This window comes from Bacillus oleivorans (assembly GCF_900207585.1).
Taxonomy (GTDB): domain Bacteria; phylum Bacillota; class Bacilli; order Bacillales; family JC228; genus Bacillus_BF; species Bacillus_BF oleivorans.
Map to the genome: position 1 here is coordinate 165,382 of NZ_OAOP01000002.1, position 12,575 is coordinate 177,956.

Sequence of the window (12,575 nt, forward strand, 5' to 3'; positions counted from 1 at the left end):
AATGAGTGAAAAAAAAGAAAGGCTAGATGTGTTATTAGTCGAGCAAGGTTTATTTGAAACGAGAGAAAAAGCGAAGCGCGCGATCATGGCAGGCCAAATTTTTTTAAACGAAGTGAGAATCGATAAGCCTGGTGAAAAGGTACCAGTCACTTCAAAGCTTGTCGTAAAGGGAAAAGTCATGCCTTATGTTTCGCGTGGCGGTTTAAAGCTGGAAAAGGCAATTAGTACCTTTCAATTAGATTTAAACAATAAAATTATGATTGATGTAGGTTCCTCAACAGGAGGATTTACAGATTGTGCCTTGCAAAATGGTGTGATTTTATCTTATTGCATTGACGTAGGATATAACCAGCTTGCATGGAAACTCCGTTCTGATGAACGGGTAGTAGTGATGGAAAGAACGAATTTTCGTTATGTGACAAAAGAAGATTTAAAAGGTCCTGCACCCAATTTTGCTACGATTGATGTTTCTTTTATTTCTTTAACACTAATTCTGCCTGTACTCAAAACATTAATAGAAGACGGGACAAAAATTGTGGCTTTGGTAAAACCGCAATTTGAGGCAGGTAAAGACCAGGTTGGCAAAAATGGTATCGTTCGGGATGCTAAAACTCATATTGAAGTAATCGAAAAAATTATTGAATTTGCGATGAGGGAAGGGTATAGCATCGATGGGATCACCTTTTCTCCGATAACGGGCGGAGAAGGAAATATTGAGTTCCTGCTCCTGCTTCACTGGACAAATGCAGAAAGTGAGAATAATCTTTCTGTACATATTTCGGAGGTCGTGCATCAGGCACATGAAACATTGAAAGGAGCTTCAGCTTGAGGCTTCTTTTTTCTTCTTTCAAATCCATTTGCATACTCTCTCTTATCCATTTTTGTTCTTTATGTTATGATGGTGAAAAATAGAGTCCATTTTTTTAAAAAAATGAGGTGTTACAGGGTTGAATAAGGGTCAAAGACATATCAAAATAAGAGAATTTATATCTAATCATGAAATAGAAACACAAGACGAATTAGTAGATCTGCTGCGGGAAGCTGGCTTTAATGTAACGCAAGCCACTGTATCTAGAGATATTAAGGAACTTCATTTAGTAAAAGTTCCATTAATGGATGGCCGTTACAAGTATAGTCTCCCTGCCGATCAGCGATTCAATCCGCTTCAAAAATTAAAGCGAACATTAATGGATGCATTTGTAAAAATCGACTCAGCAGGTCATTTTATTGTTTTAAAGGCGCTGCCGGGAAATGCCCAGGCTATCGGTGCCTTAATCGATAATCTCGACTGGGAAGAAATCATGGGAACGATCTGCGGGGATGATACATGTCTGATAATTTGCAGAAAACCTGAAGATACAGAAATGATCTCACAAAGATTTTTAGATATGCTATAAAGAAGGTGACCCAGTTGTTAGCTGAATTAACCATTCGTAACTTCGCCATAATAGACGAATTAACATTTTCATTTAAAGAAGGACTGACAGTTTTAACTGGAGAAACGGGTGCAGGGAAATCAATCATTATCGATGCAATCGGTTTGCTTGCAGGCGGAAGAGGCTCCGCAGAGTTTATCCGTCACGACGCAGAAAAGACTGAACTAGGAGGTCTCTTTTTTGTGGATCCCAAACACCCTGTTTGTGCAAAGCTTACTGAATATGGCTGTCCAGTAGAGGAAGGAAATATTATTTTAAACAGGGATATTTATAAAAATGGGAAAAGTGTTTGCCGGGTTAATGGAAAACTGGTAACGATAGCTCTATTAAGGGAAATCGCTGCTTCGCTTATTGATATTCACGGACAAAATGAGCATCAAATTTTATTAAATGAAGATGAGCATCTTTCCCTGCTTGATCAATATGGCGGAAAAGAAATTGGACAGGCTTTACAAGCCTATCAAGAATTGTTTTTCGATTACGAAAAAATCCAAAAACAACTGAAACAATTGAGTCAAAACGAACAAGAAAATGCACATCGAATTGACTTGTTACAATTTCAGCTAAATGAAATTCAAAGTGCTAATTTAGCTCCAAATGAAGACGAAGAGCTAAAGCTTGAAAAACAAAAGCTTATCCATTTTGAGCAGCTGTACAAGCAGCTGCAGCTTACCTATGATGCCCTGCAGGGAGACCAAAAGGGGATGGATTGGTTAGGTCTGGCTATGTCCGAATTAGAGCAGGTTCAAACGATTGATCCGCAGGCAAAGGAATGGTATGACACCGTTGCAAATGCTTATTATAGTCTGGAGGATGTCGTCCGTTCAGTACGGGATCAAATTCATAACTTTGAGTTTGATGAAGAGCGGTTAAACGAAGTCGAAAGCCGTTTGAATGAAATTAGTCAATTAAAGAGAAAATACGGAAAAAATGTATCGGAAATCTTGGAATATGCTGCTGCGATTGAAGAAGAATTAGACAGATTAGAAAATCGTGAATCACATATTGAAGGGCTGACGAAACAGTTGCGCTCGATTGAACTTGATTTAGCCATTGAAGCCAAAAATCTGCAGGAAATTCGGGAAAAATATAGCGTGCAGCTGACCGAAGATATTCATCAGCAATTAAAAGATCTATACATGGATAAAACTAAATTTAAAGTTGAATTTAAGCCATCTTCCCAATATAGCAGCCATGGACAAGGAGCAGCGGTCTTTCTGCTTTCTCCTAACCCGGGAGAGCCGTTAAAACCATTATCCAAAGTTGCTTCAGGCGGAGAATTGTCACGAATTATGCTGGCCATTAAAAGTATCTTTTCCAAGCATCAGCAAATTACTTCGATTATTTTTGACGAAGTCGATACAGGCGTGAGTGGTAGAGTAGCCCAATCGATGGGTGAAAAAATATATGAGCTTTCCGTCAATTCACAGGTTCTCTGTATTTCCCACTTACCGCAGGTTGCTGCGATGGCAGATTCTCATTTTTACATCGCTAAACTTATTGAAAATGATAGGACCAAAACGGAAGTGAAAATTTTAGGAACAGAAGACAGGATCGATGAGATTGGAAAAATGATGTCCGGCACTGAGATCACTCAGGCCACCAAACAGCACGCGAAAGAATTAATTGTTTACGGGGAACGCTATAAGAAAGTGTTTCTTCAAAATAAACGGAAATTGATAAGAGTCTAATGCAGAGCCACTTTTGTGAGTGGCTTTTTTTCTTATACAGATACAGTTGGCGGCTGTTCAAGACTCCTCCGCTTTTCTTTGTCCAGCTTCGGGGCTTAGAGGCTCGAGTCACAAGCCAATCCTCTGCGTGGCAAAATCACGCCACTACGAGGCTTGTCTTGTGCTTGTCGCCTCTGAGCGAAGCCCCTCAGCTTTTCTTTGTCCAGCTTCGGGGCTTAGAGGCTCGAGTCACAAGCCAATCCTCTGCGTGGCAAAATCACGCCACTACGAGGCTTGTCTTGTGCTTGTCGCCTCTGAGCGAAGCCCCTCAGCTTTTCTTTGTCCAGCTTCGGAGTCTAGCCCCTCGAGCACTTCAGCTCCTCCTTCAGAAGCAAAAAGCGCTTCCTTAGAGGAGCCTCCAGTGCTTTTCGGGACTGTTCAAGACTCCTCCGCTTTTCTTACTATATCCAGTTATAATTGGCTGGGTCGAAGGCAACATTAAAAATGTAGCCATTCCAAATTGTCATCTAAAGAAGCGAGGAGAGTGTGATATGAGACGTGAGATATTGAGAGTAACAACAGGAATTCTTCTCCTTGTTTCTTTACTAGCCCTTAACTTCTTTAAGCCCTTTCAAGAATTTTTATCAGTTCCACAGCAATTAACCATGTTCCAGGGAAGTCAGGCAACATTATCAGTTTCTGCCCCAGTATCAGTGAAACCAGTCTCTGATGATACCGTTTCGGTTTTTAAACAACAGAATCACATTACCGTCCAAGGAAAACAGCCAGGCTCTCAAGAAGTAGTCTTTGAATTAGCTGGTCTTCCTATCAAACGTGTAGGGGTCAATGTATTAAAGGATTTTAAAGTAGTCCCTGGAGGACAATCAATCGGCGTAAAGCTCAATACTCTTGGTGTATTAGTAGTCGGATATCATCAAGTCGATACTGATAAGGGGAAAGTATCGCCTGGTGAGCTTGCCGGAATTCAAGTCGGTGATATTATAACCAAAATCAACGGCAATAAAATTGAAAAAATGTCTGATGTTGCTCCGTATGTACAAACAGCCGGGGAAAAGGGAAAAGCATTGGAGTTAGAAATCAAAAGGGAAAAAGAAAAGATTAAGACGCAATTAATGCCGCTCCAAAATAAAGGTGAATCCAATTACAAATTGGGACTTTATATTCGTGATTCTGCAGCTGGGATCGGAACCATGACTTTCTATGAGCCTAAATCCAAGAAATATGGAGCTTTGGGCCATGTAATATCTGACATGGATACAAAAAAGCCAATTATCGTTGAAGATGGGCAAATCGTCCGCTCAACCGTCACTTCGATTGAAAAAGGAAAAGGCGGGGACCCGGGCGAAAAGCATGCAACCTTTACAAGAGAACATGAAGTCATTGGAAATATTACTCGAAATAGCCCATTTGGCATTTTTGGCAGATTAAATAATGGGATTGAAAACGGAGTTATGGATAAAGCCATTCCGGTTGCACTCTCTCACCAAGTGAAAGAAGGTCCTGCTCAAATATTAACGGTGGTCGAAAACGATGAGGTCGAACTGTTTGATATTGAAATTGTAAGTACAATTCCGCAAAAATTTCCAGCAACGAAAGGGATTGTTATAAAAGTTACAGATAAACGGTTATTAGAAAAAACCGGTGGCATCGTGCAAGGAATGAGTGGAAGTCCTATCATTCAAGATGGAAAATTAGTCGGAGCTGTCACTCACGTGTTTGTAAATGACCCATCAAGCGGGTATGGTGTTCATATTGAATGGATGCTTAACGAAGCAGGGATCAATATATATGAAAAAAAGGAAAAAGCAAGTTAACAGGCGTCCGTGGCGCCTGTTTTTTTGTGTGGGTTGGCGTTTTATTGAACATAATCCGGTGAGAGAGTAAAATTTGGGGCTTGAAAGCCGGAATTGGGCGATGAACGAAATATATGGGCTGTGAAATCAATAATTGGGCGCCGCTGAAACATTATGGGGCTCGGCAATATAATAATTGGGCGGAAATGGGAAAAAATCGGGCGCTTCAGAGCTAGAATTGGGCGATGAACGAAATATATGGGCTGAGAAATCAATAATTGGGCGCCGCTGAAACATTATGGGGCTCGGCAACATAATAATTAGGCGCTGCTGCAACATTATTTAGCGGATAAGAGAAATAAAGATCCTATATTAAAGGTCCTTCATCCTTTAATAAAGATTTTTCGACAAAACTGGGTAGAGGAATGGTGTCAAATATCGAAATGGGTCGAAAATAAGAGAAAACAGGAGAAAGGGGGAGATTTAGACTATTTTTTAACATTTTTTCAAAAAAAGAAAGGAATTTTTATTGCATTGTCGAAATTGTCAGTTAGAATAGAAATCAAGTGATATTTTTTGACAAAGTTGAGGAGGAACACAGTTGAAAAAGATTAAAGTTTGCATTGTGGACGATAATAGAGAGTTAGTAGGCTTAATTGAAGAATACGTCTCCGAACAGGAAGATATGGAAGTTGTGGGCGTAGCCAATAATGGCCAAGACTGTCTTCAGCTTTTAGAAGAAACTGAAGTAGACGTTTTAGTATTAGATATAATAATGCCACATCTTGATGGATTAGCTGTGTTAGAAAAGCTAAGAGAAAGCAGAAGATCTCCATTCCCAAATGTCATTATGCTGACAGCTTTTGGTCAGGAAGATGTCACGAAAAAAGCGGTTGAATTAGGTGCGTCTTATTTTATTTTGAAACCGTTTGATATGGATAACCTCACAAATCATATCCGTCAGGTTGCCTCCAAAATGAGTAATAACGTGAAAAAATCAGTCGGACAATCCAGGCCATCTTCTCATTCTGAATCAAAAGGAAAAAATTTAGAAGGAAGTATTACCAGCATCATTCATGAAATCGGGGTACCGGCTCATATTAAGGGATATTTATACTTAAGAGAAGCGATTTCTATGGTTTATAAGGATATTGAGCTGCTAGGTTCGATTACCAAGGTGTTATACCCTGATATTGCGAAAAAGTATAATACTACTGCAAGCCGGGTAGAAAGGGCTATTCGTCATGCAATTGAAGTGGCTTGGAGCAGAGGAAATATTGATTCGATTTCTTCACTGTTTGGCTACACTGTAAGTATGTCTAAAGCCAAACCGACTAACTCGGAGTTTATTGCAATGGTGGCTGATAAGCTTCGTCTTGAACATAAAGCTTCATGAAATGAATCCGATACATTTTTTTAAATGGAGTTGACTAGACCAGGTCTATCCACTATTCGTAATCTAGTATAAGGCTGTTCTTTTCTAGATCAATGATAAGTGGGTCAGGCCTTTTTTGCCTTTTTTAACCGATCAGAAAGCGTGGAACATCGAGGAGGTCGAGTATGACGCTTATTTTCGCACATAGAGGATCGAGTAAGTCAGAACCTGAAAACACCATGCCTGCATTTAAACAGGCGTTAAAAGATGGGGCGGATGGAATTGAGTTAGATGTTCAGCTGACCAAGGATGGTCAAGTCGTTGTCATTCATGACGAAAAAGTAGACCGAACCACGAATGGGAAGGGATATGTAAAAGACTACTCGCTCTATGATTTACAAAAGCTTCATGTCCATAATCAAACTTTACATAAAGTGGCAATCCCCACTTTAATAGAAGTATTTGAATGGCTAAACGGGAATGATTTAATCGTTAATATTGAATTAAAAAATGGAGTGATCCCTTACGAATCATTAGAGGAAAAAGTCATACAGCTGATTAGGCTGTATCGCTGCGAACAAAGAGTAATCCTTTCTTCGTTTAATCACTATAGTATCGTTCACTGTTTTCGGTTAGCTCCCGATATTGAAACTGCCCCGATCTATAAAAGCGGTATTTATATGCCTTGGGTCTATGCCCAAAGTATCGGCGCAAAGGGATTACATCCCCACCATCTGGCAGCACCTGATGCGATGATCCAAGAGAGTTTGAAAAATGGAATTGCCGTTCGGCCATGGACGGTTAATAAAGAGAGAAGTATAAAGCGGTTACTCAAAGCAGGGTGTTCATCAATTATTACAGATTATCCCAAAAAAGCAGTTGAACTCCGAAATAAAATAAATAGAAACAGTTAAACCATAATAAAAGAAACGACCCTTCAGATGGGTCGTTTCCTTATTATAATCGTTATCGGAACCGATTTTGAACTTTTCGGTTTTTTTTATCACGGCGAAAAATGAAACCTGCAATAAAACCAATACCGCCTACTGTAAGAACAAGGCCAAGTAAAAATTGGAGCCATAGATAGGGAATCGGTTCGTGTAAAATGGCGAAAACCGTATCACGCATCCATTTGATCCCAACCCCTGCTAAAACTCCAGGAAAAACTAAAATCAGTAAAGCCACGATTCGGTCCATTTTGTATCTCCTCATATGTAAATCTTTCAGCAAGAATTCTTACATTTCCGTGCATGTGTCTCAGCACATAAGCTAAAGGTTTCTTTCATCTTATCATAGGAAGAATCAAAAATCATTTGTAAACTTCATGTCTTTACATTAAAATGAAAGATATGAAATAATTTGCAAACCCTTACGAAGGTGTGAAAGAATTTGCAGAATGTAATGATAGTTGGAGCGGGAAAGGGTGGAACGGAACTTCTTAAGATTTTACACGAAACAGAAATATTTACTGTTGTAGCCGTTATTGATGTGAGTGACGAAGCTCCAGGTATTATGTTAGCCCGTCAGCTGGGGATTCCCGTTTTTTCAGATTGGCGCCCCCATTTAACTAGTGAAATTGATATTGTGGTGGAGGTTACCGGGAAAGAAGAAGTATTTAATCAAATAAGAGAAAAACGCAGCAAAGCCACGGTTGTTATTCCAGGAAGTGTAGCGTTTATTATTACTAAATTAATCAATGAGAAAAAGGATTTAATTCAGCAGTTATTGCATGAATCAGATTTACGGGATCTGATTTTTAACTCAACCAATGACGGGATGATCGTTATTGATGTTGAATCCAAGATTGTTTTATATAATAAAAATGCCGAGAAAATGGTTGGAGTCAAAAAAGAGGATGCCCTTGGCGTACATATTCAGAAAGTCATTCCTGACAGCGGACTGCCGAGAGTATTAACCAGCAAAGAAATAGAAGTCAATAGGGAACAGGTGTTAAAAAACGGAGTTAAAATCATTACTACCCGAATTCCGATGATTGATTCACAAGGCAAGTTATACGGGGCATTTGCTGTTTTTAAAAATATCACAGAGGTTGTTCATTTAGCTGAAGAGATCACCAACTTAAAAGAGGTTCAAACGATGCTTGAAGCGATAATCCTCTCGAGTGATGAAGCCATATCGGTTGTTGATGAACAAGGAAAAGGAATTTTGATTAATCCTGCCTATACAAGGCTTACTGGATTATCAAAAGAACAAGTGATTGGTCAGCCAGCAACTGCAGACATTTCAGAAGGAGAAAGTATGCATCTGAAAGTCTTGCAAACCCCAAAGCCGATTCGCGGAACAAGGATGAAGGTTGGACCCGGGAAAAAAGAAGTGGTTGTCAACGTCGCCCCCATTATCGTTGACGGGAAGCTTAAGGGCAGTGTGGGTGTCATTCATGACATGTCCGAAATTCAATCGTTAACTAATGAGTTAAATAAAGCCAAGCAAATTATTCGCTCTCTGGAAGCGAAGTATACGTTTGATGATATTATCGGGCTGTCGGAAGAAATGCAAATTGCAATTGAACAGGCGAGACTGGCAGCCAGAACGCCGATCACAATTCTCCTAAGAGGAGAATCTGGTACAGGCAAAGAGCTCTTTGCCCATGCTATACATAATGACAGTAATCGTAAATACAACAAATTTGTCAGAGTAAATTGTGCTGCTATTTCAGAGTCACTGCTTGAAAGTGAACTTTTTGGTTATGAAGAAGGTGCTTTTTCTGGAGCAAAGAGGGGCGGGAAGAAAGGCCTTTTTGAAGAAGCACATAATGGCAGTATTTTTTTAGACGAAATCGGTGAATTATCCTTAAATACACAAGCGAAACTATTAAGAGTGCTTCAGGAAAATGAAATCATCCGAGTTGGCGGAACAAAGCCAATCCCCATTAATGTTCGGGTAATTGCCGCCACCAATCTCAACTTAGAGAAAGGGATGGCAGAAGGAAGGTTTCGGGAAGATTTATATTACCGGTTAAATCGGATGCCAATTCATATTCCGCCGTTACATCAGAGGAAACAAGACATTCCTTTACTATGTAAAAGGCTATTACAGAAAATCAATCAAGAATATGGGCGAAATATCGAAAAAGTAAGTGAAGCAGCTCTTGAAAAATTAATGGATTATAATTGGCCGGGAAATGTCAGAGAGTTAGAAAATGTTTTGGGACGAGCGGTCATTTTCATGAAATTTCATGAAAAAGTTCTGAAAGCAGCGCATATTCCGGCTTTAGGAAGTAAAGAAGCGGATGTCATTAATCCTGGCTTAAATGAATTATTAGGTCATGAAAATAAAAATTTGACGGATCTATTAGACCAATATGAAAAAATGGTGATTATAGAACGTCTTGAGAAGTGTAATGGCAATAAGACAGCCTGTGCTAAATTATTAGGTATATCGATACGAAGCCTCTATTACAAAATAGAAAAATGGGAACTTGAATAATATTGCCTGCAGTTTTTTTCATACTGTGCAGTTACTTGCTTGATTTAGAATAAAAAAAGTAAAGCGCTTACATTTTTGTTTGTTGGCACGATTCTTGCATTAAAATAGAGGCAGAGAATTTTTTATGAAGCTTACCTCTTTCATAAACTATTTCCTCAAGGCTCAACAAATGATGATAACGAATGTTTTTCGTTTGTTTAGTGATAAAAATCAAATTCACAGACTTAAGGAGGAGATTTGCATGGAAATTTTTAAAAACATGGAAATGTACGATTATGAACAATTAGTATTTTGTCAGGATAAAGCATCAGGGTTAAAAGCGATTATTGCCATTCATGATACAACATTAGGGCCAGCCCTTGGCGGTACCAGAATGTGGACTTATGAAAGTGAAGAGGCCGCGATTATTGATGCCCTTCGTCTTGCGAAAGGAATGACTTATAAAAATGCAGCTGCAGGATTAAATCTTGGCGGCGGTAAAACAGTCATCATTGGCGACCCAAGGAAAGATAAAAATGAAGAAATGTTCCGTGCATTCGGCCGTTATATTCAAGGTCTTAATGGCCGTTATATCACGGCTGAGGATGTCGGGACAACTGTGGAAGATATGGATCTTATTCACGAAGAAACTGATTTTGTCACTGGCATTTCACCAGCATTTGGTTCGTCCGGGAATCCTTCTCCAGTCACAGCATATGGTGTCTACCGAGGTATGAAGGCTGCTGCCAAAGAAGCTTTTGGTTCAGATTCATTAGAAGGCAAAGTTGTGGCTGTTCAAGGTGTGGGAAATGTAGCCTATACATTGTGCCAATATTTACACGATGAAGGAGCTCAGCTGATAGTAACGGATATTCATAAAGATGCGGTTCAAAGAGCCGTTGAAAATTTTGGAGCAAAAGCTGTCGGCCCAGATGAAATCTATTCAGTGGAATGCGATATTTTTGCACCATGTGCACTTGGAGCCATTATTAATGATGAAACGATTAATCAACTGAATGCAAAGGTTATTGCGGGGTCAGCCAATAATCAGCTGAAAGAGACGCGTCACGGTGACATCATTCATGAAATGGGAATTGTTTATGCGCCAGACTATGTCATTAATGCGGGCGGTGTCATAAACGTGGCAGACGAGCTCTATGGTTATAATCGCGACCGTGCGATGAAAAAGGTAGAGCAAATTTATAACAATATTGAAAAAGTAATTGAAATATCCAAACGTGACAACATTCCTACTTATGTGGCAGCAGACCGTATGGCGGAAGAGCGGATCGAAAAACTGAAAAAGTCTAGATCGACCTTTTTGCAAAATGGCCATCATATTCTGAGCAGACGGAAGTAGGAACCAGAATAGGCGTATTGCCGAGAAAAGAAGCGCTTATATTTAAGGATTAGTGGAGGAGTGAAATAAGTGGCTACTGAATATGATCTTGTCATTTTAGGTGGAGGGACGGGCGGCTATGTTGCGGCAATTCGTGCTTCACAGCTCGGTTTAAAGACAGCCATCGTCGAGAAAGGAAAACTTGGCGGAACTTGCCTTCACAAAGGCTGTATCCCATCTAAGGCTCTTTTAAGAAGTGCAGAAGTATATCGGACAGCCAAAGAAGGCGATAAATTTGGCGTCGAAATTAGTGATGTGACATTAAATTTTTCGAAAGTACAAGACAGAAAAGCTGCGATTGTATCCCAGCTTCATAAAGGAGTACAGCACCTCATGAAACAGGGGAAAATTGATGTCTACGAAGGATTTGGCAGAATTCTGGGTCCTTCGATATTTTCTCCGATGCCTGGTTCCATCTCAGTTGAATTTGAAGATGGAAAAGAAAGTGAAATTTTGATTCCAAAAAACGTAATTATTGCTACAGGTTCAAGACCAAGAACACTCCCTGGACTCGAAGTTGACCCAGATTATGTGCTTACCTCAGATGAAGTGCTAGAACTCGAACATTTACCAAAATCCATTATTATTGTGGGCGGCGGGGTCATCGGGATCGAATGGGCATCAATGCTTCATGATTTTGGAGTTGAGGTTACAGTTCTTGAGTATGCAGATCGTATTATACCTACTGAAGACGAAGAAATATCGAAAGAAATGCAGCGGCTAATGAAGAAAAAAGGCGTTAACATCGTTACAAAAGCGAAAGTCCTTCCTGAAACGCTAGTTAAAGATAACGGAGTCCGTATTGCTGCAGAAGTAAAAGGAGAGGAACGTTCTTTTGCAGCCGACAAAATTCTCGTCTCAGTCGGACGAGAAGCCAATCTCAGCGGGATTGGGCTTGAGAATACGGAAATTAAAATTGAAAAAGGAGTTATTGTCACAAATTCCTTTTACCAAACAAAAGAATCACATATTTATGCAATTGGTGATTGTATAGGCGGTCTTCAGCTTGCACATGTAGCCAGTCATGAAGGGATTGTGGCAGTAGAACATATAGCAGGAAAGTCTCCTGATCCTCTCGATTATAATCTTATTTCAAAATGTATTTATTCAAGCCCTGAGGTTGCTTCTGTCGGTCTCACAGAGCAACAGGCTAAGGATCAAAATTTTAATATAAAAGTAGGGAAATTTTCATTCAGGGCTATTGGAAAAGCATTAGTTTTCGGTGAATCCGATGGTTTTGTCAAAATTATTGCTGATAAGGACACTGATGATATTCTCGGTGTTCATATGATTGGACCCCATGTTACCGATATGATATCGGAGGCGGGGCTTGCCAAAGTATTAGATGCCACTCCTTGGGAAGTCGCCCATACCATTCATCCGCATCCAACCTTATCGGAAGCAATTGGGGAAGCAGCTTTAGCTGTAGATGGGTTAGCACTTCATGCTTAAGTT

General features: G+C 39.8%; 10 protein-coding genes. 9 read left to right on the forward strand and 1 reads right to left on the reverse strand.

Features of this window, described 5'->3' with window-relative positions:
* The first annotated feature begins 1 nt into the window (after position 1).
* The 6 genes from CRO56_RS04320 (at position 2) to CRO56_RS04345 (ending at position 7,209) form a co-directional block, all read left to right on the forward strand.
* Positions 2–829, forward strand: a complete 828-nt coding sequence (locus CRO56_RS04320) for a TlyA family RNA methyltransferase (protein WP_097157385.1) — start codon at positions 2–4, stop codon at positions 827–829.
* 118 nt (positions 830–947) lie between these two features.
* A complete protein-coding gene (gene ahrC / locus CRO56_RS04325) occupies positions 948–1,397 on the forward strand; it encodes a transcriptional regulator AhrC/ArgR (protein ID WP_097157386.1) in 450 nt (149 codons plus the stop codon).
* A gap of 14 nt (positions 1,398–1,411) precedes the next feature.
* Positions 1,412–3,127 (forward strand): DNA repair protein RecN, encoded by a 1,716-nt coding sequence (recN, locus tag CRO56_RS04330; RefSeq protein ID WP_097157387.1) that lies wholly within the window; start codon positions 1,412–1,414, stop codon positions 3,125–3,127.
* A 530-nt stretch (positions 3,128–3,657) separates the two neighbouring features.
* Positions 3,658–4,941, forward strand: coding sequence for a SpoIVB peptidase (spoIVB, locus tag CRO56_RS04335; protein WP_097157388.1), 1,284 nt, complete (start codon positions 3,658–3,660; stop codon positions 4,939–4,941).
* Positions 4,942–5,521: 580 nt separating this feature from the next.
* A complete protein-coding gene (gene spo0A / locus CRO56_RS04340) occupies positions 5,522–6,316 on the forward strand; it encodes a sporulation transcription factor Spo0A (RefSeq protein ID WP_097157389.1) in 795 nt (264 codons plus the stop codon).
* A gap of 164 nt (positions 6,317–6,480) precedes the next feature.
* The gene (locus CRO56_RS04345) at positions 6,481–7,209 is read left to right on the forward strand and encodes a glycerophosphodiester phosphodiesterase (RefSeq protein WP_097157390.1); all 729 of its coding nucleotides are present in this window, start codon (positions 6,481–6,483) and stop codon (positions 7,207–7,209) included.
* A gap of 52 nt (positions 7,210–7,261) precedes the next feature.
* Here the strand turns inward: CRO56_RS04345 and CRO56_RS04350 are convergent, their stop codons facing one another.
* The gene (locus CRO56_RS04350) at positions 7,262–7,492 is read right to left on the reverse strand and encodes a DUF2627 domain-containing protein (RefSeq protein WP_097157391.1); all 231 of its coding nucleotides are present in this window, start codon (positions 7,490–7,492) and stop codon (positions 7,262–7,264) included.
* Between the two features lie 192 nt (positions 7,493–7,684).
* Here CRO56_RS04350 and CRO56_RS04355 point away from each other — a divergent pair, with 192 nt between their 5' ends.
* The 3 genes from CRO56_RS04355 to lpdA all read left to right on the forward strand — a co-directional run bounded on the left by CRO56_RS04355 (position 7,685) and on the right by lpdA (position 12,572).
* Positions 7,685–9,742 (forward strand): sigma 54-interacting transcriptional regulator, encoded by a 2,058-nt coding sequence (locus CRO56_RS04355; protein WP_097157392.1) that lies wholly within the window; start codon positions 7,685–7,687, stop codon positions 9,740–9,742.
* Between the two features lie 241 nt (positions 9,743–9,983).
* Positions 9,984–11,081 carry a branched-chain amino acid dehydrogenase gene (bcd, locus tag CRO56_RS04360; RefSeq protein WP_097157393.1) on the forward strand — a complete coding sequence of 366 codons (1,098 nt, stop codon included), beginning with the start codon at positions 9,984–9,986 and terminating at the stop codon, positions 11,079–11,081.
* Between the two features lie 69 nt (positions 11,082–11,150).
* The gene (lpdA, locus tag CRO56_RS04365; protein WP_097157394.1) at positions 11,151–12,572 is read left to right on the forward strand and encodes a dihydrolipoyl dehydrogenase; all 1,422 of its coding nucleotides are present in this window, start codon (positions 11,151–11,153) and stop codon (positions 12,570–12,572) included.
* Positions 12,573–12,575: the final 3 nt, after the last annotated feature.

Coding starts and splice junctions, on each gene's coding strand:
- CRO56_RS04320 (WP_097157385.1), top strand. CDS start 2: ATGAGTGAAAAAAAAGAAAGGCTAGATGTGTTATTAGTCGAGCAAGGT.
- spoIVB (WP_097157388.1), top strand. CDS start 3,658: ATGAGACGTGAGATATTGAGAGTAACAACAGGAATTCTTCTCCTTGTT.
- CRO56_RS04345 (WP_097157390.1), top strand. CDS start 6,481: ATGACGCTTATTTTCGCACATAGAGGATCGAGTAAGTCAGAACCTGAA.
- CRO56_RS04350 (WP_097157391.1), bottom strand. CDS start 7,492: ATGGACCGAATCGTGGCTTTACTGATTTTAGTTTTTCCTGGAGTTTTA.
- bcd (WP_097157393.1), top strand. CDS start 9,984: ATGGAAATTTTTAAAAACATGGAAATGTACGATTATGAACAATTAGTA.